Consider the following 24,526-nt stretch of genomic DNA (forward strand, 5'->3'; position numbering starts at 1 on the left):
TGCTGTACTGCACCTTACTCTCCACATGGCTCAGCAAGTTCGATTCACCAACACCACCCAATCTGCTTTTTTCGCCACGGTACGCCAGCGGGTAGATGCTCATTTTCAGGCCAATAGCCTTTCCAAGCACGCCAACGGCGCTATGTGGGCCAAAACGGCGTTCTACCTGACTAGCTTCGTGGTTTTTTATGCGCTGCTTATTTCCGGGCAATTCGGGCTGGGTGGTATGGCGCTGCTGGCGGGGCTGTTGGGCGCGTTCAGCGCCTTTATCGGCTTCAATGTGTGCCACGACGCCATTCACGGCTCCTTCTCGGCCGACAAGCGGGTAAATAAAGTTTTCAGCCTGCTCTTCAACCTTATTGGGGCCAATCCTTACATGTGGAGCATCACGCACAACGTGGTGCACCACACCTACACCAACATTCCGGGTCACGACGAGGACATTGAAGTAGCCCCAGGCCTGGTGCGGCTGTCGGAGGACGAGCCTGTGAACCGGGTGCAACGCTACCAGCACCTCTACGCGTTTTTCCTGTACGGGCTGGCCTCGCTCTCGTGGGTTTTGCGCAAGGACTACCTGAAGTTCTTCAAGGAAAAGATCGGCCAGCACGACAACCGAAAGCACCCGCGTCAGGAGTATTTCAACCTGTTTTTTTACAAAGCTCTTTACTACGTGCTCTTCATTGTGCTGCCGCTGGTGGTGCTCGATATTACGTGGTGGCAGTTCGTGCTGGGCTTTCTGCTGATGCACTTCGTAGAAGGTCTGGTGCTGGGACTGGTATTCCAGCTGGCGCACGTGGTAGAGGGCACGGAGTTTCCGGTGCCCGACGAAACCGGCGACATGCGCGAAGCCTGGGCCGCTCACCAGATGCGCACCACGGCCAATTTCTCCACTACCAGTCCGCTGGCGCATTTCCTCTGCGGCGGCCTCAACCAGCAGATCGAGCACCATCTGTTCCCGAAAATCTGCCATATCCACTACCCGGCCATTTCGGGCATCGTGAAGCAGACGGCCCACGAGTTTGGCTTGCCTTACCTGGAAAACCGGACCTTTTTCACCGCCCTCCGCTCCCACTACCGCGTGCTGCGCAAGCTGGGCAAGGAAGCCTATGCGCTGGAAAAAGTGCGGGCCTACGCTTAAGCTGACTTCAGAAAGCGGTATCTGATTCTGATATCATAAGGCAGAAGTAAGCTCGACGTTAACTATGCCTCCCGGCGGGCGTAAGCACAGGAAACCTATTCCTGTCCGCTATGGCTGCTCGCCTCACTCCTGCCCGCTCGTCCGGCACCACGCAATCCGTCTGGTTTCCGACTGCCGACCCGCTACCAACTTTTAAGCCGCTTCGCCAGAGTACCACGGCCGATGTAGTGGTAGTGGGAGCAGGCATAGCAGGCCTGACTACCGCGTATCTGCTGGGCAAGGCCGGCAAAAAGGTGGTAGTGCTGGAAGACGGCGAAATAGCCAGCGGCGAATCCGGGCGCACCACGGCCCACCTTTCCAATGCCCTCGACGACCGGTACTCCACGCTGGAGCAGCTCTTTGGAGAGGAAGGCGCCCGGCTGGCAGCCGAAAGCCATACGGCGGCCATTGCCGAAATCGAGAAAATCGTCCTGACAGAAAAAATAGCCTGTGGCTTTACCCGCCTCAACGGCTACCTGTTTTTGCCGGCCGACGGTACGGAGCAGGAACTGGACGAGGAACTGGAGGCAGCACACCGGGCCGGCCTGAAATCGGTGAAAAAGCTGCGCGACTCCGGCACTCCCGGCTTCCATACCGGCCCCTGCCTGCGCTTTCCCGAGCAAGGCCAGTTCCATATTCTGCAATACCTCCACGGCCTCGTAGATGCCATTACGGCCCAGGGCGGGCAGATTTTTACGCACACGCACGTAGAAGCGGTGGAAGGCGGTAGCTCGGCCCGCGTGACGACAACAGGCGGCCAGGAAGTAACCGCCGGGGCTATTGTCGTTGCTACCAATACGCCCTTCAACGACCGGGTGGTGATGCACACCAAGCAGGCTCCTTACCGCACGTACGCCCTGGCGGCCCGCATGCCCAAAGGCTCCATGACGCCAGCTTTGTATTGGGACACGGCCGACCCCTACCACTATATCCGCTTGCAGGAAGACCCCAACCAGGGAGACGACCTGCTGATTGTGGGCGGCGAGGACCACAAAACCGGCCAGGAAGCCAACCCCGCCGAGCGGCTGCAGTGCCTCGAAGACTGGACGCGGAAGCACTTCCCGCAAATCACGAGCATCGACTTTCGCTGGTCGGGGCAGGTGATGGAACCTACGGATGGCCTGGCCTACGCCGGCCGTAATCCGCTGGATAACGACAATGTATACATCATCACCGGTGACTCGGGCCACGGCATGACGCACTCCACCTTGGGCGCTATGCTCATTCGGGACCTGATTCTGGAGCAACCCAACCCCTGGGAAAAGCTCTACGACCCGGGCCGCATCACGCTGAAGCCGGAGTCTATCAAGGAATTCGTGCGGGAGAATGTGAACGTGGCGGCGGAATACACGGAACTGCTCACCGGCGGCGATGTGGCTACTTCTGAGGAAATTGCGGTGGGCTCGGGCGCTGTACTGCGGCGCGGCCTCACCAAAGTAGCCGTGTACAAAGACAAGGCCGGCCAGACCCACGAATGTTCGGCCATTTGCCCGCATTTGGGGTGCGTGGTGCACTGGAACGGGCTGGAAAGCAGTTGGGACTGCCCCTGCCACGGCTCCCGCTTCGACGCCTACGGCAAGCTGCTGATGGGCCCCGCCAATTCAGATTTGGGTGCTATAGAGAAGTAGGGCACGGTCTACAGGCAAGGCGTTTTCAGTCGGGCTTCCTCCGCGTACAGGTAGCCCAGGCGGGCGGCGCGCCCGAAGAACTCGCAGGCGGCGGCGCGGTTCTGCTGGGCCTCGGCCAGCCGGCCCAGCAGAAAGTAAATCTGCCCGTTGCGCGGCTGGTTTAGCAGCACCTGCTGGTAATCGGCGCGGGCGGCCTGAAACTCGCCCAGCTTAAACCAGGCCAGCCCGCGGTACGTGAGGTAGCGGCCCGATGGGCTTTTACCTTGGGCTTCGCGCTGGCGCAGGCCAGTAGTCAGATCCAGAATGGCCGGCCGAAACTGCCGCTGCTCAAACAAGCGCAACTCGCCCCGGTCAAGCCAGGCTCCGGTTTGGGTGGAGTCGACGGCCAGCGCCTGGTTGAAGCTCCGTAGCGCCTTGCCGGATTGCCCCACGGCCGCGTAGCATTGCCCCATGCGCCACCACAGCCGGGCGCGGCGTGGCGTAGCTATTTCCTCCTGCTGTATCGCCACCGTGTAGTCTTCCAGTGCGGCCTGGTAGTCGTGGTAAGCCAGCTGCTCGATTTCGCCCCGGCGGTGGCGGGCTTCAGGGTAGCTGGGCTTAAAGTGAATAGCAGCCGACAGGTAACTGTGCGCCGTGCTCCATTGCTGCTCCGTGTAGGCTTTCAGGCCGTCTTCGTAGTTGCTCCGGGCGGTTACGTGGTCCATCGTCAGCTTCACGGAAAGCATGAAAGCTATCAGCAGCGCTACAAACAGAAACGTAAGCAGGTAGTCGCGGCGGGTGAAGCGCGTTTTCTGGCGCGGAATGGGCCGGTAGTGCCGCTCCGCCGAAGAAGCCGGCCGGCGGGTGCGCACGGGGCCGGCGGCGGGTGGCGGTGCCCCGTAGATGTGCTGATGCTGCTGCCGGAACTGCTGCTGCCGGCGGGCCTGCTCTATTTGCTGGGCTTCGCGCCACAACTGCTGGTCGTAGGCTGCGCGGCGGGCGGGGTCGGCCAGAATGCCGTGGGCAATGCTGATTTGCTTGAACAACTCCTCGTAGCGGGTATCTCCCTGGTGCCGGTCGGGATGGTAGCGCAAAGCCAGCTGCTTATACGCTTGCTTGATTTCCAGCCGGGTGGCTGTGGGCGACACGCCAAGTACGTGGTAATGATTCTGGCTCAAGGGGCAGGACTCGGGGCAACAAGTACGCCATTTTTCCGGGCGAACCTAGACGTTGAACAGGGTTTTCCGTATGAAGTTCCATTCCAGTTCGACCGTCTTGTTTATGGTTGAGCTGGTTTTCTGTCATCTGATGTTCTACTAATTCCTCGCTGCCGCATGGCTTACGACGACGACGCATCCAAAACGCCCCGCAACGACAGCCTGATGGGGAACCTGATGGGCTACCTCGACACCCGCATCGACCTGGTACGGCTGGAGGTTCAGGAAAAAGTAAAAGTAGCCTTCGTAGGCACAGCCCACGGCCTTACCATGGCCATTATCGGGCTCATGTTTCTCGTGTTTCTAAGTGTTTTCGCCGGCCTGGCCCTCAATGAAGCTCTTGACAGCTCGTACTGGGGTTTTGGCATTGTGGCGGGCTTCTACCTGTTGCTGCTCATTATCTTCATCGTAGGAGTAGATAAGAAGCTGTTTCAGAGCCTGGCCGATAAAACGCTCAGCAATACCATCTACAAATCCGACAAACGTCAAGCGTAAGCTGCTGCTATGGCTGATCTGCACAATCCCCTGTTCGAGGACGAAAAAGAGTTTCTGGAGCGTCAGAAGCTGGAATACGAGCGTGCCCTGCTGGGCGACGTGGAAAACATCAAGGAGCAAAGTCAGCGCGTGGGCAAGTTCGCCCTCATTGGCGCAGGCTTGGCCGGTAGCATCTGGCTGATTGCCAAAGCGCTGCGTTCCAAGCCCAAATACTCGCTCGATGAGGACGAGGAGGAAGATGAATACGCCCGGCACCTGCACCGCACCAGCCCTTCTTCCCGCCCCGCCCCGGCGCGCCGTTCAGCTGTTGATGAAGCGGTGGCCGATGACCTGGGCTTTGGAGTAGGCCATCATCAGAACGACCGGGGCGCGCAGGCCGGCTACCACGCCGCTACCCATGACCGCGCCCACCTGGCCCCCGATGTCTACCACACCGATGCCGACCCGTTTCAGCCGGTAAACTTTGCCTCGTCCAGCACACCGGCCACGCGGCGGCCACCCGTAGCCGCCCCCGGCTCAGATGCAGCTTCCTCTATTGTGGCCGAGGCATTCCACTCGTTTCTACAGTCGGACACCGGCAAGATGCTGATTGCACAGATTTCGGCGGTACTGATGGCTTACGTGGCGAAAAAAATCGGGGAATATCTACCATCGGACAAAAATCCCGACCTTGCAACGTCGCCTGCCAATGAGGCTACGACGCAGGATATCGACTTTACGTATCACCACGACGACGCGAATGCGCCACAACAGCCTGTATGAGACGCTTAGCACCCGCCGCGCGCACGGCCGCAAGTCGCTGGCTGTCCTGCTCGACCCGGACAACCTGGACGAAGCTGGCTGCCAACACCTGCTGGAGCTAACCGCGCAGCATTCCGTTGAGTACTTTTTTGTGGGGGGTAGCCTGGTGATGAATTCTCATCAGGCTACCCTTATTCAATTGATAAAATCCCGCTCTACGGTGCCGGTGCTGCTTTTCCCGAGCCACAGCCTGCACCTGGAGGGCCCCGCCGACGGTATTCTGCTGCTCTCCCTGATTTCGGGTCGCAACCCGGAGTTCCTGATTGGCCAGCACGTTATTGCCGCGCCGCTATTGCGGGCCAGCAACCTGCAGATTCTGCCTACCGGCTACATGCTGGTAGATACCGGCCGCCAGACCACCGCCAGCTATATCAGCGGCACCACGCCCCTGCCCTACGACAAGCCAGCCATTGCGGCCTGTACTGCCATGGCCGGCGAACAGCTGGGTCTGCGCCTGATGTACCTCGATGGCGGCAGCGGGGCCATGTATCCCGTATCTCCAGCTATGATTCAGGCCGTACGGCAGGCCGTGGAAGTGCCTATTATCGTAGGGGGTGGCATCAACACGACCGAAAAAGCCCAGGCTGCTTTGGCGGCCGGCGCTGATGTCATCGTGGTCGGCAACCAGATTGAAAAAGAGCCTGGATTTCTGGCGGAGGTTTCGCGGGTAGTACATTCCTACAATCAAGTGGCCGTCTGAACCACGGATTGGTCGGATTCCTCGGATTTCGTGGATGATAAAAAGGGCTTACCTTCCGGCAAGCCCTTTTGTTTTCTGCTCCAAGCGGAGTTGCGCCGTCCACGAAATCCGTGGAATCCGAAAAATCCGCGCGAATCCGTGGTTCCGTCGTTAGATGTTCATGGCCGACTCGCGGCGGCGCATCTTGCCGGCCGGAATGCCGAACATCATCTTGAAGCGGCGGCAGAAGTACGCCGTGTCCTTATAGCCCACTTCCTTGCCGATGTCGCGGATGCTCTTTTTGGTGGTACGCAGCAGGAATACAGCGCGCTCCATGCGCTGGTACTCGATGTAGTCCTGCGGGTTGATGCCGGTAAGCATCTTGAAGTACTGGCCCACATAGTCTTCTGACACGTTGGCTACCCCTGATAGCACCTTGTTTGACAGGTCGCCGCCCAGGTTCTCCTTGATGTAGTTGAACAGGTCGATGAGGCGCGGGTCCTTGAAGTAGGTGCTGTTGGTAGCCAGCTGCTCCACGAACATCTTGTTTTTCAGGATGTAGCGCACGATTTCCACCACAATATTCTCGGTGTAAATCGTGATGAGCCGCTCCCGGCCAGGCAGTTCCTGCAGGCTTTCCTCTACTACCTTAATAACCAGATTGGCCAGCTTGGAGTTGCCGGTAATCAGGAAGGCCGGCACGTCAAGCGAGGCGAAGAAGTTCACTGAGTCGAATACCTTGGCCTCAAAGCTCACAAAGGAGTGGCTTTCCTCAGCATCACCGATAAGGTCCAGATCGGAGTTGGAATGGAAGAACTTATCCTTGTTGCTGATCAGGTCGTCGTTGGTGATGACCTTGCCAGCGGAGTCACCATACGTCACTTTAGTCGCACGGCCCCCGGGAATGAAGAGCATTTCGCCTTCCTCCACATTGTGCTGCTCGTCGTCGCCGAAGGCAAGACGGCCCTTGTGCAGCAGGATCAGGTTGTTGCCAACATCGTATGAATTGCGCACAGTGAAAGGCTGCTGTAGTACCAGGTTCTTCGCTTTGATGTAGCGGACCCCGAGCGACTCAATCACTTTATTGTAATCTTCCATAAACCTCTACTGGTTGGGTTGCTTGTAGGGAAACAGGCGGTTACAGCCTGAATGTATACAATACAAAACAAGATATAAAAATTCACAAAAACTAAACCCAGCTAAAAAAATAGCTGGGTTTAGTGCAATGAATCTGACTTTTAGGCAATTCGAGGCTTATTTCAGAATTTCCCGCGAGATTACAATTTTCTGAATCTCGGAAGTACCCTCATAAATCTGGGTAATTTTGGCGTCGCGCATCATGCGCTCTACGTGGTAATCCTTCACAAAACCATAGCCTCCGTGGATCTGAACGGCCTCTACTGCGGTGTCCATAGCCGTTTTGGACGCGAACAGCTTGGCCATAGCGCCTGATTTGGCATAGTCGAGTTGCGCATCCTTGTCGTGGGCAGCCTGCAGACAGAGCAGACGGGCAGCATCGATGTTGGTTGCCATATCGGCCAGCTTGAACTGAATGGCCTGGTGCTGGGAAATGGGCACGCCAAACGCCTTCCGCTCCTTGGCATACTTCACCGACAACTCGTAGGCCCCCGAGGCAATACCCAAAGCCTGCGCTGCTATGCCGATACGGCCGCCAGCCAGTGCCTGCATGGCGAACTTGAAGCCGAAGCCATCTTCGCCGATTCGGTTTTCCTTGGGCACCTTCACGTCGTTGAACATGAGGGAGCAGGTATCAGAGCCGCGGATACCCAGCTTGTTTTCCTTGGGACCGGTCTGGAAGCCCTCCATACCTTTCTCCACAATGAGCACGTTGATACCGCGGTGCTTAAGCTCGGGGTTGGTTTGGGCCATCACCAGGTACACTGAGGCGGTGGTGCCGTTGGTAATCCAGTTTTTGGTTCCGTTCAGCAGGTAATAGTCGCCTTTATCCTCGGCGGTGGTACGCTGGCTGGTGGCATCGGAGCCAGCTTCGGGCTCCGACAGCGCAAAGGCGCCAATCATTTCGCCGGTGGTCAGCTTGGTCAGGTATTTCTGCTTCTGCTCCTCGGTGCCGTATTTTTCCAGGCCCCAGCATACCAAGGTATTATTTACCGACATGATAACGGAGCAGGAAGCATCGACTTTGGAGATTTCTTCCATAGCCAGCACGTAGCTGACAGTATCCATGCCGCCGCCGCCGTATTTGGGGCTTACAATCATTCCCATGAATCCCAGCTCGCCCATTTTCTTGACTTGCTCGGTGGGAAATTTCTGCTGGTCGTCGCGCTCAATCACGCCGGCCCATAGTTCGTTCTGAGCAAAGTCGCGGGCTGCGGCCTGCACAGCCAATTGTTCTTCAGTGAGCTGAAAATTCATGTAAAAGGTACGTGGGTGGGAATTGGGGAAAAGAGCAGGCCGGTAGCCACAGCTGAGTGGTGGCAGGGCTACCGGCTGTCAAAATTACTTCTTAGAAATCGTAGATTACGCAGCATGCCGAATATTTCGGCCACCCACGCTTGCCACCCGCCCTGTATGGGAGGTCAGACGGCCCATAGTGGCAACAAACCAGTTGCGCTAAAGATTAGCGCCGGTCGCGGCTGCCCATGAATATGCTGACGTAGTAGAGCAGCGTGGCCAGGGAGCTGAGCGCGGCTACCACGTACGTCATGGCGGCCCACCACAGCGCGTCTTTAGCCATAGTGTGCTCCTGTGGGGTTACGATACCGCGCTTGTCAATCCAGGCCAGGGCGCGCTTGGAGGCGTCGAACTCCACCGGCAGCGTGACGAAGGAGAAAAGCGTGGTAAGCGAAAACAGCACGATGCCTACGCCCAACGGAATAGGCGTGGTGCGCAGCAGTATCACCCCGGCCAGCAGCACCAGCGGCATAAACCGGGACACCGCGCTGAGGGCCGGCACCATAGCCGAGCGGAACTGCAGCGCCGCGTAAGCCGTGGCGTGCTGCACGGCGTGTCCGCACTCGTGAGCCGCCACTGCAGCGGCCGAGGCACTGCGGGCAGCATACACCTCCTCGCTTAGGTTTACCGTTTTATCGGCGGGATTGTAGTGGTCGGTAAGGCGGCCTTCGGTGCTGATGACGCGCACATCGGTAATGCCGTGGTCGGCCAGCATCAGCTCGGCAATCTGCTTGCCCGAGAGGCCCGACTGCAGGCCAATCTGTGAGTACTGGGTGAATTTGCTGCGCAGGCGCCACTGGATGATCATGCCAGCCACCGTGGCCAGGATGAGTATCAGGTAGATGGGACCGGTAGAGTACATGGTTCAGGAAAGAAAAAGCGTGAACGGGGACTATGCTACCGGCAGCCACTTGCTACCGGCTTAGTCGCCCAGCTGGCGGATTCGCTCGACGATGCGCGTGGTGCTATAGCCCGCTACCAGCGGCACCGTAAGCACCTGCCCGCCATGCTGCAACACCACTTCGTGGCCCACAATTCCACTGATGGCGTAGTCGTCGCCCTTCACCAGGATGTCGGGCAGCACGGCTTCAATCAGCTGCAGCGGGGTCTGCTCGTCGAACAGCACCACGGCATCCACAAACAAAAGCGACGCCAGAATACGTGCCCGTGACATTTCGTCCTGCAAGGGGCGGCCGGGCTTGAGGCAGCTTACGGAAGCATCAGTATTGAGGCCGACGACCAGCCGGTCGCCGAGGTGGCGGGCCTTTTCCAGGTAGTCGACGTGGCCCAGGTGCAATAGGTCGAAACAGCCGTTGGTGAAAACTACGCGTTGCCCCGCCGCTTTCCATTGGGCTACCACAGCCGGCAGCGCGGCGCGGCTCACAATCTTGTCTTTGCTCCACATAAGCCCGTAGCTGATGCCGCCAGCTGTCTGACGGAATGTCGTTGAGTGAGTACGTTGTACGTGAGAGGCTAACCGGGCTGGTTACCCGCCGCCAGCGGCTGCGCCGTCCGCCCCGATTTAACCATGCTGGCCACAAAGCTGATGCCGCCCATAAGCACTACCAGCAGGGTTTGGGAGCCGTGCACCACCAGCGCGTACGCAATGCCCGCCTCCTTGCTGATGCCGTACACCAGCAGCGTGCTTTGCACCATCAGGTGAAACGCCCCGATGCCGCCCTGCACCGGCGTGGCCATGCCAATAGCGCCGAAGGTAAGCACCCCCAAGCCTGCAGCCATGCCCAGCTGCGCCGTTTCGGGGAAGGCAAAGAAGGCCAGGTAATCCATGAGGTAGTAAACCAGCCAGGTAAACAGCGTGTGCAGCAGAAACAGCCCTGGGTGCGCAAGCTTGCGGATGCTGAAAACACCATCGAGCAAGCCGCGCACGAACCGCTCCATCTTGTTGAACAACGCCAGCTGCCGCAGCCGCTCGAGGTTGCGGTAGAGCACATACAGCGTAATCAGTCCGATGAGCAGCAGCAGGCCACCGGCCACCAAGATTGTCTGTTGGCTGCGGGCCAGGGAGTCGTACTTATCTGAAAACAAGCTCAGCACAAACTCCCGGAAGCGGCGAAAGTCGACCAGCACGGTGGCCCCGATCAAACACAGCAGCACCAGCACATCAATGACGCGCTCCGTGATGACCGAACCCAACGCCACCTGCACGGGTACGCCGCTGGTACGCCGCAACACCGAGCACCGGATAACTTCGCCCATCCGCGGCAGCACCATGTTAGCCAGGTAGCCCACCATCATGGCGTGGTATACATCCCAGTAGGTGGCGGTTTGCTTGGCGTTGGTGGCATCGAGCTGCATTTTCCAGCGGTAGGCCCGGCTGAAGTAGCCCAGCGCCGAGAGCATCATGGTAATGCCCAGCCAGAAGTAGTTGGCCTCACGCATGTAGCGGCCCACCAGGCTCAGATCCTGCCCCCGCACGGCGTAGCGCATCAGCACCGCCGAGAAGGCGAGCAGCAGCACGTACTTAAGAATATTCAGAAGCTTCTTCACGAACAGGGGAATGTATAGCTGAATGGCTACAGTGCTAAATCGTCAAAGGCCTGCGAATGACAATTTAACCCTATAGCCATTCGGCCATATAGCTATTAATCAGGCAACCAGCCACTCCAGCCTTACCCCAGGCGGTTGTGCTGGTCGGGGAAGATGATGGTAGGCTGGTGCTGGCGGGCTTCGGCAAAATCAACCAGGCCGTAGGAAATGATGATGATGATGTCGCCGACGGCCACGCGACGGGCGGCGGGCCCATTTAGGCAAATCATGCCGGAGCCCCGCTCTCCCTTGATGGTGTAGGTTTCGAACCGCTCCCCGTTGTTCACGTTCACGATGGTCACTTTCTCGTTTTCCACCATGTTGGCGGCGTCGAGCAGGTCTTCATCAATGGTGATGCTGCCCACGTAGTGCAGCTCGGCCTGGGTTACTTTAACGCGGTGAATCTTCGACTTGAGAACTTCGATATGCATGGAAGCCGGGTGGAATGAGAAAACGGCCGCAAAGATACGATTGGTGAATGAGCAAGTGACTGAATGAGTGAAGTAGACATGCAGGAGGTATGCCTACTTCACTCATTCCCCGCCTTACCGCTCTACCACCACGTTATCAATCAGCCGCACGCCGCCCAGCCAGGCCGCCAGACATAGCGCCACCGGGCCGGCAGCAGGCTGCTCGGTCGCCAGCGGCTGCAGCGTGCGGGCGTCGCTGATATCGAAGTACTCCAGCTCAATGGCCGGCTGCTGCTGCAGAAACTCAGTGGTTTGCCGCTGCACTTCGGCCACCGTCTGCTCCTGCTCGATGAGGGTACGGGCCAGCGTGAGGGCCTGGTACAGGTGCGGGGCCACGGCCCGGGCTTCCAGGGAAAGGCGCCGGTTGCGCGAGGACATGGCCAGCCCGTCTTTTTCGCGCACCGTCGGGAATACCACCAGTTCCAGGTTGAAGCTCAGGTCCTGTACCAGTTGGCGCACCACGGCTACCTGCTGCAAATCCTTCTGCCCGAAATAGGCCCGGTGCGGGCGGCTCAGATGAAACAGCTTGCTTACTACCGTAGCTACGCCATTGAAGTGCCCGGGCCGGTGCGCGCCTTCCATCACGCGCTCCAGGGTCCCGAAATCAAAGCGCAGCAGCGTAGGCTGCGGGTACATTTCCTCCACCGAGGGCGCAAACAGCGCCGTGCAGCCTGTGCCGGCCAGCAAACGGGCATCGGCCTCGGGCAGGCGCGGATACAGCCGGAAGTCCTCGGGGTTGTTGAACTGGGTGGGGTTCACGAACAGGCTGACCACCACCACATCGTTTTGCTGAGCAGCGGCGCGCACCAGCTGCAGGTGCCCCTGGTGCAGGGCACCCATTGTAGGCACCAGCCCAATACGCAAGCCGGCCCGCCGCCACAATTCGGTGCGGTCTTGCAACCCGGCTGCGGTTTGCAGAATCTCCATAGACAAACAAGGCCGCTTCATCATTGCAATGGCAACGCTCGGGCGGGTTACATTGAATTTTCGCCTAAAATTGTTTAATTTTGTGCATCCAAAAGTGTGTCCTCCCATTAAAAACCCCAGGAAGCTGTATGTCTAAGCTGAGAATACTCTATGCTGCCACGGAAATTAATCCGTTTTTGCAGACGACCAAGGTAGCGGAGTTTCTGCGGATGCTGCCCCAGGGAATGCAGGAAATGGGCATGGAAATTCGGATTTTCGTCCCACGCTTTGGCATTATCAACGAACGTAAGAACCGCCTGCACGAAGTAGTGCGCCTCTCGGGTATCAACATTGCCGTGGGCGAGGAAGAAAAGCCACTGATTATCAAGGTGGCGTCTATTCCGAACGCGAAGCTGCAGGTGTACTTCATCGACAATGAGGATTACTTCCACCGCAAGTCGGTGCTCGTCGATAAAAACAACCAGTTCCACGCCGACAACGACGAGCGGGCCATCTTCTTCTGCAAGGGCGTGCTCGAAACGGTGAAGAAGCTGGGCTGGGCCCCCGACATCGTTCACTGCAACGACTGGATGACGGGCCTGATTCCGATGTACCTGAAAACGACTTACAAAAAGGATCCGATTTTTAAGGATGCCAAGTCGATTTTCACGATCTACAACAACGAGTTTGCCCATAAATTCGAAGGCGACATCATTGAGAAGGCCAAAATGCTGGACATCGATGATGAAATGCTGGAGCAGCTGAAATCGGCTGACTTCGGCGGGTTCATCAAAATCGGGATGCAGTACGCCGACTCCGTGGTGAAATCGGACGAGGATTTCAGCGACAACCTGAACGCGCTGTTCAACGAGTACTCCCAGAAACGGTGCATCAGCCAGGTAGCGGCCGATGACACCCTGCTTACCTCTTACTACGCGCTGTATAATGAATTGGCCAACTAGGTCCTTCCAGCGGGCGGCAGCCGTTTTCTTTTCCGCTTCTCTGCTGCTCACCGCCTGCGAAGACCCGAATACAGTAGGACTGGAGCTTCCGGGCTCCACCCCGCTGAGTACCGAGTTCAAAGACCTGGCCGTTACGGCCTCCACCGTTCAGCAGGATTCGCTGCCTACTACCGGTCGCAACCATTACCTCGTGGGGCGCCTACAGGATGCTACGCTCGGGACCATCACGGCCCGCACGTTTTTTGAGGCGCAAGTAAGCAACGACTCCATCCCGGCCCTGTTTACGGGGGCGCAGCTGGACTCAGTGGTTCTGTACTTTGGGTTCGACCAGATCTATGGCCCAACCACCGTGGCGCCCCGCTTTGATGTGTATAAGCTGGCCGCGCCCTTGGACAGCCGCACGACGTATAACTCGTCCAGCTCTTTGCCTACTGATGTAGCGCTGGCCACCAATGTACCGGTTAAAACCAACCGCCGGCAAATGGCCCGGCAGCGGGTAAACCCGTCTTCTACCACGGACACGACGACCAAGGTCGTGGATGCAGGCCCTCTGAACGTCATTCGGCTACCCCTGGTAAAAAGCGGACAAAGCACTGCCTTTACAACGGCTCTGTTTACGGCTCTTAATACCCCGGGCTTTAATCAGGCAGCGCTCAGTAATTTACTGCCGGGCTTTTCCTTGCAGCCTAATGCAAACTACGCGAGCAGTATTCTGCGTTTTGGTCGTACCACTGCCACCCGGGCCATTGTCTACTACCGGGCCGGTAAAACCAAGCAGCCAGATGTGCCCATAAAACGCACGTACATCATCCGGTACGCCAATGCTTCCAGCAGCAGCGCCACTGGCCAGCCGGATCCAAACGCGCCCCGTTATTTCACGCAGCTTACCACGCAGCTTAATGGTGCACTGGCCACGCTAGTATCTGACAAGGATTCTGTACCGTCAGCCAATACCAATGGCCTGACGTATCTGCAGGAAGGCACAGGCATAGCTACCAAGCTCTACGTGAGCGGTCTGGCGGAGCTGGCCCAGCAGAAGAACATTGTGGTTAACCGGGCCGAGCTCATCATTCCAGCCAGGCCCTACGCCAATGCTCAGTTTGCGTACCCGTTGCAGGCTTTCTTATACGAAGTCAATAAAAACAACCAAATTTTAACGCGCATTACCGACAATCAGGAAGTAGACCGGGTAGTGCAGGCGAGTGGCTTCTCCCCAACCTCCTCCGGCAACGCCGCTCCCGTAGACTTCTATGATTCCGGCTCTACGAACAAAGGCTATAGCGTGCTGCTAACGAGCTACATTCAAGCTTACCTGAATAACACCCTGGGTGAGAAGCCCCAAGGATTTATCCTAACGGCTTCGCCACGTCTGCTCTCCAATTTAGTGACGCCTCGTACCAACGGAGATGCTGCTTCTACAACCTTAGCTATAGCCAATAACCTGACGCTCAACCGGGCTGTGCTGGACGCTAACAATATTAAGCTTCGCGTATACTACTCGCGGCTTTAAGCAAACTTTTTTGTTGCATTTTTGTCGGCTGGTCGGCTGGTAAGGTTTTTGCCTGGCCGGCCCCAGTCGTTTTTTTCAGTTTTCAATTTTCATTTCGAACTGCCATGTGCGGAATTGTAGCATACATCGGGCATCGTGAAGCCTGCCCTATCATTATTAAAGGCTTGCGCCGCCTGGAGTACCGCGGTTATGACTCAGCAGGTGTAGCATTGCTTAACGGTCAGTTGAGCGTCTACAAGAAGAAAGGGAAAGTAGCGGATCTGGAAGCGTTTATCGCCGAAAAAGATACCCACGCCAACATTGGCATGGGCCACACCCGCTGGGCTACCCACGGCGAGCCTAACGATGTAAATGCTCACCCGCATTACTCCACTTCGGAGCGCATTGCCATCATTCACAATGGCATCATCGAAAACTACGCGGCGCTGAAGCAGCACCTGCAGCAGCAGGGCCACGTGTTCCACTCGGACACCGATACTGAGGTTTTTGTCAACCTGATTGAGGAAATTCAGAAGCAGAACGGTTGCTCCCTGGAGGAAGCCGTTCGCCTGGCTCTGCACGAAGTAGTAGGCGCCTACGCCATTGTAGTGCTCAGCAAAGACAACCCTAATCAGCTGATTGCCGCCCGTAAAGGCTCGCCCCTGGTGATTGGCGTGGGCAAGGACGAATTCTTCCTGGCTTCGGATGCTACGCCCATCATTGAGTACACCAACGAGGTAATCTATGTAAATGATTACGAGCTGGCGGTTATCAAGAACGGTGAGCTGGAAATCCGTTCGCGGGAAGACGTTAAGCAGACACCCTATATCCAGACGCTGGAACTGGAGCTGGACCGCATTGAAAAAGGCGGCTACGAGCACTTCATGCTGAAGGAAATCTTCGAGCAGCCCCGCTCTATCCTCGACTCCATGCGTGGCCGCCTAGAGCTGGAAGCCGGCCACCTGAACATGGGCGGTGTACGGGCCTACGAGCGTAAGTTCGTAAATGCCGACCGCATCATCATCGTGGCCTGTGGCACCTCCTGGCACGCTGGTCTGGTAGCCGAATACCTGCTGGAAGACTTGGCCCGGATTCCGGTAGAGGTGGAATACGCTTCGGAATTCCGCTACCGTAACCCCATTATCACGGAGCGCGACATCGTTATTGCCATTTCGCAGTCCGGCGAAACGGCCGACACCCTGGCGGCTATTGAGCTGGCCAAGAGCCGAGGCGCTACCATCTTCGGTATCTGCAACGTGGTAGGCAGCAGCATTGCCCGCGCCACCGACGCCGGAGCGTACACCCACGCCGGCCCGGAAATCGGGGTGGCTTCCACCAAAGCCTTTACCGCGCAGGTAACGGTGCTTACCCTGCTGGCCATGATTGTGGGCCACAAGCGCGGCACCCTCACCGACTCGAAGCTGCGTGAGCTGATGGTAGAGCTGAGCAGCATCCCCGCGAAAGTGGAAAAGGCGCTCCTGCTGAACGACCAGATTGAGCGCATTTCGGAGACGTTCAAGGACGTGCCGAACTTCCTGTACCTGGGCCGCGGCTACAACTTCCCGGTAGCCCTGGAAGGCGCCCTTAAGCTCAAAGAAATCAGCTACATCCACGCCGAGGGGTACCCGGCCGCGGAGATGAAGCACGGCCCTATCGCCCTGATTGATGAGAACATGCCCGTGGTGGTTATTGCTACCAAGGACAGCTCCTACGAAAAGGTAGTAAGTAACATTCAGGAAGTGAAAGCCCGCAAAGGCCGCATCATTGCCGTGGTAACGGAAGGTGACACCACCATCCCAAGCATGGCCGAATTCACTATTGAAGTGCCGGCGACGAGCGAAGTGCTGATGCCGCTGGTATCGGTGGTGCCGCTGCAGCTACTCTCCTACCACATTGCCGTAATGCGCGGCTGCAACGTAGACCAGCCCCGCAACCTGGCCAAGTCCGTGACGGTAGAGTAGCCCGTAACAAATTCATAAAAAAGCCGCCCTGTGAGAACGGGGCGGCTTTTTACGTTTGTTGCCTTACGGATCAGCCCAACTCGAAGGACTCATTGCGCAGATACATGGTTTTGAGCAGCGGGCAGACTTTATACCGCTCGTCGTGGGTATCGAGGTACAGGTTTTCCAGGGTTTCGTACACCCGGCTTACGCCGATGGTGTTGGCCCAGGCAAACGGGCCGTGCGGGTAGTTGGTACCCAGCTTCATGCCTAAGTCAATGTCCTTGATTGAAGCGGTGCCTTCCTGCAGGGTGTAGCACGCTTCGTTGATAATCATGCAGATGACCCGCGGCGTGACCAGTCCCACACGGTCTTGTACTATCCGGTAATCAGAGCCCAGTGCGGTGCATACCTCTGCCAGCTTGGTTGAATCTTCGGGCTTAAACAAGCTTACCTCAAGCAGCTTCCGATCGATGAGCGTGGGCAGGCCGCAGAAGCCAAAGACTGGGCCGAACGGCGGCACCTCGTTGTGGAACAGCTGCGCCAAACTGCGGGCCGTGGTATTGTAGAACAGCGGCTGCCGGGGCTTTTCGTAGTGCAGCTCGGGCCAGTCGCGCAGATCAAAGGCCACATCGGCGGCACCGAGACGCGTGAGCAGGTCGGCGGCCGCGGCGGGGCAGAAGTCGTAGGTATGGGTTTCGCCAAACTTGCGGCGCAGCTCGTCGGCCATGTGCAGGCCCTCCACAATGAACAGGTGCATGAATTTTTCAGCTTACTTTAGCTCAAAGATAGGCTTTCCCCTTCCACGAAAACTTCCCGCTCTATGTCGCACACCATCGTCTTCTCCTCCGACGCTCCTGCTCCCATCGGCCCCTACAGCCAAGCCATTCAGGCGGGCAATACCGTGTACGTTTCGGGCCAGATTGCGCTGGACGCCACCACCGGCCAGCTCGTGGGCAACGGCGACGTCGCCCAGGAAACGCACCAGGTGATGCGCAACCTGCAAGCCGTGCTGCACGCGGCCGGCCTCACGCTCCGCCACGTGGTGAAGTGCAGCATCTTCGTGAAGGACCTTGGCAACTTCGGCCTCATCAATGAAATCTACGGCAGCTACTTTGAGGCCGACTACGCCCCCGCCCGCGAAACCGTAGAAGTAAGCCGGCTACCTAAAGACGTGCAGGTGGAAATTTCCTGCGTGGCTGTGGCAGAGTAAAAAGGTGAACTATTGAAAGGTGAAATGGTGGTTTTCATCATACTAAGCTGAAGCTGGGTGCGTTAACCCATATTCTCTCTCACAATTTCACTTTTCACAATTTCACCCTATGAAAGAACTTGGACTCGGTTTATTTATCATCGGGCTGGTATCGTTGGCTTTACCATTTCTGGGCCTGAAATTCATGTTTCTGACCTGGATTGAACAATGGGGCCCGAGCACGGCCTGGGCTATTCGCGGCGGCGCCACGCTGCTGGGCCTGGTGCTATGGCTCAGCTTCAAAAACCGCGACTAATGCGCCGACCCGCTGCCCGCAAGCCAACCAAGCCCCTGCGCAAGCCCGATTATTTTCCGCCCGAAAACGTGCTGACGCGGGTACTTCCCCCGGGGTGGTAGGCCAGCGGGAGTTTGAGCAGTACCATTTCATTGGCTTCGATTTAAGCCAGGCTGACCTATCGGGGCGGCGGTTCAGCGAGTGTCTGTTCGAGAACTGCAACCTGGCGGGCACTACGCTGGCCAATACGGCCCTGCAAAACGTGGCCTTTGCGGGCTGCAAGCTCCTGGGGCTGCAGTTCACCGCGTGCCGGGACATGCTCTTCGACGTGCATTTTGACCAGTGCCAGCTCGACTATGCCTCGTTCTGGGGCAAGGTGATGCCCAATACGCGCTTTGTGGGCTGCTCTCTGCAGGAAGTTGATTTTACCCGTTGCGACCTCACGGGCGCCGTCTTCCAGGACTGTCAATTGCAACGGGCCGTATTCAGCCAGACCAGCCTGCCCGGCGCCGACTTCACCACCGCACAGGGTGTATGGCTCGACCCGGCCATCAACAACGTCAAACAAGCTCGGTTTGCGCTCAGCAGCCTGCCCGGCCTGCTCGCGCAGTATGAGTTGATAATTGAGTGAATCGGTGAATGAGCAAATGGATGAGTCGTAGCAAAAACTCACTCATTCACCCGTTCGCCGATTCACTCACTGGATATCGTACCTTTGCGGCGCGTTTCGGCACGTGTACCGGGCGCGAATCAGCTGTATTGTATGGAAAGAGAAGTACGGGTGCGGTTTGCGCCCAGCCCCACCGGGCCGCTGCACATCGGCGGCGTGCGCACTGCGCTCTATAATTACCTGTTAGCCCGCAAGCTGGGTGGCAAAATGCTGCTCCGCATCGAGGACACCGACCAGAACCGCTTCGTGCCCGGCGCCGAGGACTACATCCGCCAGAGCCTGGAGTGGTGCGGCATCCAGCTTGACGAAAGCCCCTGGACCGAAACACCCGGCCCGCACGCGCCCTACCGCCAGAGCGAGCGGAAGCCCATGTACCGCCAGTACGCCCAGCAGCTGATCGACAACGGCTACGCCTACTACGCCTTCGATACGCCCGAGGAGCTGGATGCCATGCGCGCCCGCCTTACGGCTGCCAAAGTGCCTAACCCGCAGTACAACAGCATCACGCGCACCCAAATGCGCAACTCCCTCACGCTGCCCACCGAAGAGGTAGCGCAGTTGCTGGAAGCCGGCGAGCCGTACGTTATCCGCCTGAAAGTACCGCGCAAGGAAGAAGTACGCTTCAACGACCTGATTCGCGGCTGGGTGGTGGTGCATTCGTCCAGCATCGATGATAAGGTGCTGATGAAGTCGGATGGCATGCCTACGTACCACCTGGCCAACATCGTGGATGACCACCTGATGGAAATTACTCACGTGATTAGGGGCGAAGAGTGGCTGCCCTCGGCTCCGCTACACGTGCTGCTGTACCGCTACCTGGGCTGGGAAAGCACCATGCCGCAGTTTGCCCACCTGCCCCTGCTGCTGAAGCCCGACGGCACTGGCAAGCTTAGCAAGCGCGACGGCGACAAGCTGGGTTTCCCGGTATTTCCATTGGAATGGCACGGCAAAGACGCCGAAACCGGTGAGCCAACGGTGAGCCGCGGCTACCGCGAAGATGGCTACCTCCCCGACGCGTTCATCAACTTCCTGGCATTTCTGGGCTGGAACCCTGGCTCTACCCAGGAGCTGTTCACGATGGACGAGCTGGTAGAGGCCTTCTCCATTGAGCGCGTGAGCAAGTCGCCGGCCCGGTTCGACCAGAACAAGGTGCGCTGGTACAACGAGCAGTACCTGCGGGCCAAGCCCGATGCCGAGCTGGCGCAGTATCTGGTAGAAGCCCTCCGCACCCAGGGCCAGGAGCTGGACGCCGCTAAGGCCGAGCAGATTGCGGCCCTTGTAAAAGAGCGCGCCACCTTCCCCGAGGACCTGGCCCGCGAGGCGCAGCTGTTTTTCCAACGCCCCACCAGCTACGACGAGCAGGTAATCAGCAAAAAGTGGAATCCCCAGGTGGCTGGCGCTCTAGCCGAGTTTGCCCGGGAGCTGCCTGGCACTGCCGACGCTACGCCTGACGGCATCAAGGCCCTGCTCACGCAGGTGCTGGAACGCCAGGGCATCAAAATTGGCCAGGTGCTGCAGGCCCTGCGTGTGGCCGTAACGGGTGCCGCCGCCGGCCCCGACCTGATGCACATCATGAGCATTCTGGGCCCGCAGGAAACCGCTGAGCGGATTCAGCAAGCCATCAGCCAACTGCCCGCGTAGGCGCACTACTGGTCTAGAGCGTGAAGAAAGCTCAGTCGATAGGTCGGCTGGGCTTTTTTATGAAACGGTAGCACAGGCCACTTCAACCGCTCCGGCACTGGTTTCGTACTAGAGTCTGCTACGCTGGCCGCTGACAGGCCGCGCGTCTTACCTGCTCAGCCTTTAGCCGCTTGCAACATGGCCAAGAAACCCGTTAGCCCGAAAAAAAGAAAGTCGACCCCGAAAAAAAAGCCCGGGTCCATAAGGAGCTGGAAGGCTTCGAAATCAAGGTGAACCCACTCGGCGAAATCACCTCCAACTACTCCATTGAGGACATCAACCACTTTCTGAACCGCCACGTGCGCGACAAAAAGCTGGTGAACCGCGACGGACAGTTTGGCGAGAAGGACGAAGAAGAGGACGATTTTCCGATTGAGGATGGCACCCGGGAGCCCGAGGAATCGGACGAGGACTTCATGCGCCGCACCAGCAAGGAGGCCCGCAAAAAAGGTGCTGCCCCCGAAGAAGATGTGCTTGGGGCTGCGGCTCCGGAAGAAACTGAGTAAGCCAGCCGTATCAATCTGCTGGGAGCGCCCGGCTGAGCAAATCCTGTTGCTCGGCCGGGCGCTTGTGTTTTAGCCTAGGGCAGGCAGCATCCTACAGGCACATTTGCTATACTTGAGCCTTCAAACTGCTGCGGCACCTACCTTTCTTTCGCTATGATGAACTCTCACGACGTCGACTACAAAATTCTCGGCCACGACATCCAGGTCCTTGAAGTAGAGCTGGACCCCAACGAAACCGTTATTGCCGAGGCCGGCGCCATGGTGTACATGAGCGAAGCCATTGCCTTCGAAACCAAGATGGGCGACGGCTCGGAGCCCGAGCAGGGTTTTATGGGCAAGCTGTTTTCGGCAGGCACCCGCCTGATTACCGGTGAGTCGCTGTTCATGACGCACTTCACGCACCGGGGCGGCTACGGCAAGGCTCATGTGGCGTTTTCAGCCCCCTACCCCGGCACCATCATTCCGCTGGACCTGCGCACGCTGCCGCAGGGCCTCATCGTGCAAAAGGACGGCTTTCTGGCGGCGGCCCGGGGCACCAAAATCAGCTTGCACTTCAATCAGAAATTCGGGGCCGGCTTTTTCGGGGGCGAAGGGTTTATTCTGCAAAAGCTTACCGGCGACGGCCGCGCCTTTATTCACGCCGGCGGCACTATCATTGAGAAGCACCTCAACAACGAGCTGCTGCGCGTAGATACGGGCTGCGTGGTAGCCTTCGAGCCTGGCATCGACTTCAGCGTAGCCCGCGCCGGCGGCCTTAAATCCATGATCTTTGGGGGCGAGGGGCTGCTGCTGGCCACCCTGCGCGGTACCGGCCGCGTCTGGATTCAATCCATGCCTGTGAAGAAGTTGATTCAGGCGCTGGCCCCCAATGGCGGCAATGCCCAGAAGGAAAGCGGCGGCGTACTGGGCAAGCTCGTCGGTGGTATCATGGACCAATAATACGCCCTCAAAGTCTACCCCAGCGGCTACCCTGACAGACACTTGGTATCAAGGTAGCCTTGGAGGCTGTTGGCATAAGTTAATGCTAAGACGAGATAAGCCTGCGACTATTTAGCGGCCGCAAGCTTATCCAGCGGCTCGTTGGGTGCCGTCATTGCTACAAAAACAAGACTGCCTACCATTATCAGAACCAGCAGGCCCAGAAACCCTAGCAGCGTTTTTTTCACCCAGGCAGGGGTTTTTTTCTTTCGTTTTTTGATGTAGCGCCGTCGCTTCCGGGGCGCTGGTTCCGAGTTAGGAGCAATAGAGGACACGGGTGGGGAGGTTAGATCAGAAGCATAGCTCTAATATAGAATGTTTTATAAAATAAAATCCCTTGCTGCTATTATTACCGTGGCCCTGGTGCCGCCTGCAGAGTTGCTTGGGAAGCTGCCGGAAACTTCTCCCGTCGCTGCAGCTGGCCCATTTCGTACCAGGCCCGCGAAACGGCCTCGCCGCTAGGAGCATACTCCAGCCAGGGACCAAACCAGTAAAAGTGCACGATATCGGCTTCCCGAACGATGCGCGCCCGGCCCTGCTTAGATAGCTTCCCGTTGGCGTGATATTCCTGAATGGATAGCAAGCCCGGGCGCCACCAATAATGCTGCTCTTGTCGCTCCAGGCTGTTTTTCGGCCCGTAATAACGCCAGCGGCCCACCATTTTCCCGTGGCGGTAGCGGCCGGCCGTAGCCAGCTGCGTATTTTCCTCATCGTAGTAAGTGCGCCACCGCCCCTGCCGCTCATTGCGGGAGTCGAAGCGGTTAAGCTTGGCTGCAGGGGGGTTGGGCGATGCTGTTTGGGCAGTGCGGCAGCTGCCAGCTGTTGCGGCCAGCAGGCTTAGAAGCCAGGCGGCAATCTTGCTGGTAGCAGAAACTCTTTGGAGCGGGGCAATCATCCTGAAATCGAGAAGGTAATGCCCGAAGCTATAACTAATTATTTAGTTGATCAAGTATTTCGTCGATGATATCCCGGGAATTGCTTAGCCGCGGCACTTTGTGCTGGCCACCCAGCTTGCCCTTGCGAGCCAGCCAACGCTCAAACGTGCCAGCCGGTACAGCCTGAACTATGGGCACTACCAGGGCAATGTCGCGGTAGCGCTTGGCGTCATAGTCGGAGTTGAGCTGGCGGAGGGTTTCATCGAGCACCTGGGCAAACTGCCGCTCATCGGCCGGAGCCTGCATAAACTCCACCAGCCACTGGTGGCCCCCACGCGAAGCGCCGTCGGTGGAGCTGAAATAGATTGGCGCCGCCGTGAAGTCGCGCACCAGAGCACCGGTAGCTGCACATGCCGCGGCCAAAGCGGCATCCGCGTTTTCAATCACGACTTCCTCCCCAAAGGCATTCAGGAAGTGCTTGGTGCGGCCCGAAATGCGGATGCGGTACGGGGCCAGGCAGGTAAAGCGTACGGTGTCGCCGATTTTGTAGCGCCACAGGCCCGCGTTGGTGCTGATGACCAGCGCGTAGTTGCGGCCCAGCTCCACGTCTTCCAGCAGCACCGTGCGCGGGTGCTCCGCCTCAAACTCCTCCGCCGGGATAAACTCGTAGTACACGCCGTGGTCGAGCAGCAGCAGCATGTCTTCGCAGTCGGGCTGGTCCTGAAAGGCGAAGTAGCCTTCGGAGGCGTTGTAGATTTCGAGGTAGCGCATCTGCCCGCTCGGAATCAGCTGCCGGAACAGCTCCCGGTACGGCCCGAAGGCCACGGCCCCGTGCAGGAACAGCCGCAGATTGGGCCACACTTCGGTGATGTTGGCGGCGCCGGCCAGTTCCACCACGCGCCGGAGCAGCACAATCATCCAGGTGGGCACGCCGGCCAGGGTGGTGACGTCGATGTACTGCACGTGCCGGGCAATGCGCTCAATCTTTTCCTCCCACTCATCCAGCAGGGCCAGCTCCAGGGGTGGCGTGCGCAGAAACTCGGCCCAGGCGGGCAGGTTCTGCATAATCACGGCCGAGACGTCGCCCACCCGCGAATCGGTGTGGGGGCGGAAAGGGTTGGCCGTGTGCGTACCGCCCAACGACAGCGTTTTGCCGGCCATTACATCGGCTTCGGGGTACAGGCTGGTAGCCATAGCCACCATGTCGCGGCCGGCGCGGTAGTGGCAGTCGTGCAGACTCTGGCGCGACACGGGAATGTACTTGCTGCGGGCGTTGGTGGTGCCGCTGCTCTTGGCAAACCACATGGTGGTGCCGGGCCAGAGCACATCGGCTTCGCCCTGCAGCATACGCTCCAGGTGCGGATATAGCTGCTCGTAGCTGCTCACGGGCACGCGTTGGGCAAACTCCTGCCGGCTGGGGGCTTCGGCGTAGCCATACTGGCGGCCCCAGGCCGTGTCGCGGGCCGTGTGCAGCAAGCCCTCAAACACCTGCTGCTGCGCAGCCAGCGGGTGCTGCCGGAAATGGTCGATGCTGGCCAGGCGCCGCTGTGCGGCCCACGTCAGAATGTTGCTGATCATCTACGCCCGCAAATCAGGTGAATAAGGTG

25 protein-coding genes are annotated in these 24,526 nt (G+C 58.3%); 14 read left to right on the top strand and 11 right to left on the bottom strand.

Annotated features, from left to right (window positions below):
- The first annotated feature begins 25 nt into the window (after nucleotides 1-25).
- Complete coding sequence (locus LRS06_RS09770) at nucleotides 26-1,138, top strand: acyl-CoA desaturase (protein ID WP_257871320.1); 1,113 nt, start codon at nucleotides 26-28, stop codon at nucleotides 1,136-1,138.
- Nucleotides 1,139-1,248: 110 nt separating this feature from the next.
- Complete coding sequence (locus LRS06_RS09775; RefSeq protein ID WP_257871321.1) at nucleotides 1,249-2,805, top strand: FAD-dependent oxidoreductase; 1,557 nt, start codon at nucleotides 1,249-1,251, stop codon at nucleotides 2,803-2,805.
- Between the two features lie 8 nt (nucleotides 2,806-2,813).
- Here the strand turns inward: LRS06_RS09775 and LRS06_RS09780 are convergent, their stop codons facing one another.
- Nucleotides 2,814-3,962 (bottom strand): DnaJ domain-containing protein, encoded by a 1,149-nt coding sequence (locus tag LRS06_RS09780; protein WP_257871322.1) that lies wholly within the window; start codon nucleotides 3,960-3,962, stop codon nucleotides 2,814-2,816.
- A 156-nt stretch (nucleotides 3,963-4,118) separates the two neighbouring features.
- On the opposite strand from LRS06_RS09780, the gene LRS06_RS09785 reads away from it, so the two are divergent.
- From LRS06_RS09785 to LRS06_RS09795, 3 genes are read left to right on the top strand one after another with little or no spacing between them, the layout of a single operon-like run.
- A complete protein-coding gene (locus LRS06_RS09785) occupies nucleotides 4,119-4,496 on the top strand; it encodes a phage holin family protein (RefSeq protein WP_196955511.1) in 378 nt (125 codons plus the stop codon).
- A 9-nt stretch (nucleotides 4,497-4,505) separates the two neighbouring features.
- Nucleotides 4,506-5,258: a hypothetical protein gene (locus LRS06_RS09790; protein ID WP_257871323.1), complete on the top strand. Its 753-nt coding sequence runs from the start codon at nucleotides 4,506-4,508 to the stop codon at nucleotides 5,256-5,258.
- Nucleotides 5,236-5,997 (top strand): geranylgeranylglyceryl/heptaprenylglyceryl phosphate synthase, encoded by a 762-nt coding sequence (locus tag LRS06_RS09795; RefSeq protein WP_257871324.1) that lies wholly within the window; start codon nucleotides 5,236-5,238, stop codon nucleotides 5,995-5,997. Before LRS06_RS09790 ends, LRS06_RS09795 begins: the two co-directional genes overlap by 23 nt.
- A gap of 150 nt (nucleotides 5,998-6,147) precedes the next feature.
- Here the strand turns inward: LRS06_RS09795 and LRS06_RS09800 are convergent, their stop codons facing one another.
- The 7 genes from LRS06_RS09800 to panC form a co-directional block, all read right to left on the bottom strand.
- Entirely contained in the window at nucleotides 6,148-7,074 is a 927-nt protein-coding gene (locus LRS06_RS09800) for an AraC family transcriptional regulator (protein WP_257871325.1), read from the bottom strand.
- Between the two features lie 156 nt (nucleotides 7,075-7,230).
- Nucleotides 7,231-8,370, bottom strand: a complete 1,140-nt coding sequence (locus LRS06_RS09805) for an acyl-CoA dehydrogenase (RefSeq protein WP_257871326.1) — start codon at nucleotides 8,368-8,370, stop codon at nucleotides 7,231-7,233.
- 205 nt (nucleotides 8,371-8,575) lie between these two features.
- Nucleotides 8,576-9,271 (bottom strand): zinc metallopeptidase, encoded by a 696-nt coding sequence (locus LRS06_RS09810; RefSeq protein ID WP_257871327.1) that lies wholly within the window; start codon nucleotides 9,269-9,271, stop codon nucleotides 8,576-8,578.
- A 60-nt stretch (nucleotides 9,272-9,331) separates the two neighbouring features.
- On the bottom strand, nucleotides 9,332-9,814 hold the full coding sequence (gene rfaE2 / locus LRS06_RS09815) for a D-glycero-beta-D-manno-heptose 1-phosphate adenylyltransferase (RefSeq protein ID WP_257871328.1): 483 nt from the start codon (nucleotides 9,812-9,814) through the stop codon (nucleotides 9,332-9,334).
- A gap of 68 nt (nucleotides 9,815-9,882) precedes the next feature.
- Complete coding sequence (locus tag LRS06_RS09820) at nucleotides 9,883-10,917, bottom strand: lysylphosphatidylglycerol synthase transmembrane domain-containing protein (protein WP_257871329.1); 1,035 nt, start codon at nucleotides 10,915-10,917, stop codon at nucleotides 9,883-9,885.
- 122 nt (nucleotides 10,918-11,039) lie between these two features.
- Nucleotides 11,040-11,387 carry an aspartate 1-decarboxylase gene (gene panD / locus LRS06_RS09825; RefSeq protein ID WP_257871330.1) on the bottom strand — a complete coding sequence of 116 codons (348 nt, stop codon included), beginning with the start codon at nucleotides 11,385-11,387 and terminating at the stop codon, nucleotides 11,040-11,042.
- Nucleotides 11,388-11,501: 114 nt separating this feature from the next.
- Nucleotides 11,502-12,353, bottom strand: coding sequence for a pantoate--beta-alanine ligase (panC, locus tag LRS06_RS09830; RefSeq protein WP_257871331.1), 852 nt, complete (start codon nucleotides 12,351-12,353; stop codon nucleotides 11,502-11,504).
- 128 nt (nucleotides 12,354-12,481) lie between these two features.
- Here panC and LRS06_RS09835 point away from each other — a divergent pair, with 128 nt between their 5' ends.
- The 3 genes from LRS06_RS09835 to glmS all read left to right on the top strand — a co-directional run bounded on the left by LRS06_RS09835 (nucleotide 12,482) and on the right by glmS (nucleotide 16,744).
- Nucleotides 12,482-13,294, top strand: a complete 813-nt coding sequence (locus tag LRS06_RS09835; protein WP_196955521.1) for a glycogen/starch synthase — start codon at nucleotides 12,482-12,484, stop codon at nucleotides 13,292-13,294.
- Nucleotides 13,278-14,804 carry a DUF4270 domain-containing protein gene (locus LRS06_RS09840; protein WP_257871332.1) on the top strand — a complete coding sequence of 509 codons (1,527 nt, stop codon included), beginning with the start codon at nucleotides 13,278-13,280 and terminating at the stop codon, nucleotides 14,802-14,804. Before LRS06_RS09835 ends, LRS06_RS09840 begins: the two co-directional genes overlap by 17 nt.
- A gap of 104 nt (nucleotides 14,805-14,908) precedes the next feature.
- On the top strand, nucleotides 14,909-16,744 hold the full coding sequence (gene glmS, locus LRS06_RS09845; protein ID WP_196955523.1) for a glutamine--fructose-6-phosphate transaminase (isomerizing): 1,836 nt from the start codon (nucleotides 14,909-14,911) through the stop codon (nucleotides 16,742-16,744).
- 70 nt (nucleotides 16,745-16,814) lie between these two features.
- Here glmS and LRS06_RS09850 read toward each other — a convergent pair whose 3' ends face one another.
- Entirely contained in the window at nucleotides 16,815-17,483 is a 669-nt protein-coding gene (locus LRS06_RS09850) for a 3-hydroxyacyl-CoA dehydrogenase family protein (protein WP_257871333.1), read from the bottom strand.
- A gap of 63 nt (nucleotides 17,484-17,546) precedes the next feature.
- Here LRS06_RS09850 and LRS06_RS09855 point away from each other — a divergent pair, with 63 nt between their 5' ends.
- The 6 genes from LRS06_RS09855 (at nucleotide 17,547) to LRS06_RS09880 (ending at nucleotide 22,005) form a co-directional block, all read left to right on the top strand.
- Nucleotides 17,547-17,936, top strand: coding sequence for a RidA family protein (locus LRS06_RS09855; RefSeq protein WP_257871334.1), 390 nt, complete (start codon nucleotides 17,547-17,549; stop codon nucleotides 17,934-17,936).
- A 109-nt stretch (nucleotides 17,937-18,045) separates the two neighbouring features.
- A complete protein-coding gene (locus tag LRS06_RS09860; RefSeq protein WP_257871335.1) occupies nucleotides 18,046-18,231 on the top strand; it encodes a hypothetical protein in 186 nt (61 codons plus the stop codon).
- 94 nt (nucleotides 18,232-18,325) lie between these two features.
- The gene (locus LRS06_RS09865; RefSeq protein ID WP_257871336.1) at nucleotides 18,326-18,841 is read left to right on the top strand and encodes a pentapeptide repeat-containing protein; all 516 of its coding nucleotides are present in this window, start codon (nucleotides 18,326-18,328) and stop codon (nucleotides 18,839-18,841) included.
- Between the two features lie 132 nt (nucleotides 18,842-18,973).
- Entirely contained in the window at nucleotides 18,974-20,521 is a 1,548-nt protein-coding gene (gene gltX / locus LRS06_RS09870; protein ID WP_257871337.1) for a glutamate--tRNA ligase, read from the top strand.
- Between the two features lie 269 nt (nucleotides 20,522-20,790).
- The gene (locus LRS06_RS09875; RefSeq protein ID WP_257871338.1) at nucleotides 20,791-21,066 is read left to right on the top strand and encodes a hypothetical protein; all 276 of its coding nucleotides are present in this window, start codon (nucleotides 20,791-20,793) and stop codon (nucleotides 21,064-21,066) included.
- 156 nt (nucleotides 21,067-21,222) lie between these two features.
- Nucleotides 21,223-22,005: a TIGR00266 family protein gene (locus LRS06_RS09880; RefSeq protein ID WP_257873401.1), complete on the top strand. Its 783-nt coding sequence runs from the start codon at nucleotides 21,223-21,225 to the stop codon at nucleotides 22,003-22,005.
- 388 nt (nucleotides 22,006-22,393) lie between these two features.
- Here LRS06_RS09880 and LRS06_RS09885 read toward each other — a convergent pair whose 3' ends face one another.
- A complete protein-coding gene (locus LRS06_RS09885) occupies nucleotides 22,394-22,939 on the bottom strand; it encodes a toxin-antitoxin system YwqK family antitoxin (protein ID WP_257871339.1) in 546 nt (181 codons plus the stop codon).
- 34 nt (nucleotides 22,940-22,973) lie between these two features.
- Nucleotides 22,974-24,497: a GH3 auxin-responsive promoter family protein gene (locus LRS06_RS09890; protein ID WP_257871340.1), complete on the bottom strand. Its 1,524-nt coding sequence runs from the start codon at nucleotides 24,495-24,497 to the stop codon at nucleotides 22,974-22,976.
- Nucleotides 24,498-24,526: the final 29 nt, after the last annotated feature.

Source organism: Hymenobacter sp. J193, from assembly GCF_024700075.1.
Classification (GTDB): Bacteria; Bacteroidota; Bacteroidia; order Cytophagales; family Hymenobacteraceae; genus Hymenobacter.

Excerpts from the sequence above, each read along its gene's own strand:
- LRS06_RS09770 (WP_257871320.1), top strand. The coding sequence starts at position 26 with ATGGCTCAGCAAGTTCGATTCACCAACACCACCCAATCTGCTTTTTTC.
- LRS06_RS09775 (WP_257871321.1), top strand. The coding sequence starts at position 1,249 with ATGGCTGCTCGCCTCACTCCTGCCCGCTCGTCCGGCACCACGCAATCC.
- LRS06_RS09785 (WP_196955511.1), top strand. The coding sequence starts at position 4,119 with ATGGCTTACGACGACGACGCATCCAAAACGCCCCGCAACGACAGCCTG.
- LRS06_RS09790 (WP_257871323.1), top strand. The coding sequence starts at position 4,506 with ATGGCTGATCTGCACAATCCCCTGTTCGAGGACGAAAAAGAGTTTCTG.
- LRS06_RS09795 (WP_257871324.1), top strand. The coding sequence starts at position 5,236 with ATGCGCCACAACAGCCTGTATGAGACGCTTAGCACCCGCCGCGCGCAC.
- LRS06_RS09800 (WP_257871325.1), bottom strand. The coding sequence starts at position 7,074 with ATGGAAGATTACAATAAAGTGATTGAGTCGCTCGGGGTCCGCTACATC.
- LRS06_RS09805 (WP_257871326.1), bottom strand. The coding sequence starts at position 8,370 with ATGAATTTTCAGCTCACTGAAGAACAATTGGCTGTGCAGGCCGCAGCC.
- LRS06_RS09810 (WP_257871327.1), bottom strand. The coding sequence starts at position 9,271 with ATGTACTCTACCGGTCCCATCTACCTGATACTCATCCTGGCCACGGTG.
- rfaE2 (WP_257871328.1), bottom strand. The coding sequence starts at position 9,814 with ATGTGGAGCAAAGACAAGATTGTGAGCCGCGCCGCGCTGCCGGCTGTG.
- panD (WP_257871330.1), bottom strand. The coding sequence starts at position 11,387 with ATGCATATCGAAGTTCTCAAGTCGAAGATTCACCGCGTTAAAGTAACC.
- panC (WP_257871331.1), bottom strand. The coding sequence starts at position 12,353 with ATGGAGATTCTGCAAACCGCAGCCGGGTTGCAAGACCGCACCGAATTG.
- LRS06_RS09835 (WP_196955521.1), top strand. The coding sequence starts at position 12,482 with ATGTCTAAGCTGAGAATACTCTATGCTGCCACGGAAATTAATCCGTTT.
- LRS06_RS09840 (WP_257871332.1), top strand. The coding sequence starts at position 13,278 with ATGAATTGGCCAACTAGGTCCTTCCAGCGGGCGGCAGCCGTTTTCTTT.
- glmS (WP_196955523.1), top strand. The coding sequence starts at position 14,909 with ATGTGCGGAATTGTAGCATACATCGGGCATCGTGAAGCCTGCCCTATC.
- LRS06_RS09850 (WP_257871333.1), bottom strand. The coding sequence starts at position 17,483 with ATGCACCTGTTCATTGTGGAGGGCCTGCACATGGCCGACGAGCTGCGC.
- LRS06_RS09855 (WP_257871334.1), top strand. The coding sequence starts at position 17,547 with ATGTCGCACACCATCGTCTTCTCCTCCGACGCTCCTGCTCCCATCGGC.
- LRS06_RS09860 (WP_257871335.1), top strand. The coding sequence starts at position 18,046 with ATGAAAGAACTTGGACTCGGTTTATTTATCATCGGGCTGGTATCGTTG.
- gltX (WP_257871337.1), top strand. The coding sequence starts at position 18,974 with ATGGAAAGAGAAGTACGGGTGCGGTTTGCGCCCAGCCCCACCGGGCCG.
- LRS06_RS09880 (WP_257873401.1), top strand. The coding sequence starts at position 21,223 with ATGAACTCTCACGACGTCGACTACAAAATTCTCGGCCACGACATCCAG.
- LRS06_RS09885 (WP_257871339.1), bottom strand. The coding sequence starts at position 22,939 with ATGATTGCCCCGCTCCAAAGAGTTTCTGCTACCAGCAAGATTGCCGCC.
- LRS06_RS09890 (WP_257871340.1), bottom strand. The coding sequence starts at position 24,497 with ATGATCAGCAACATTCTGACGTGGGCCGCACAGCGGCGCCTGGCCAGC.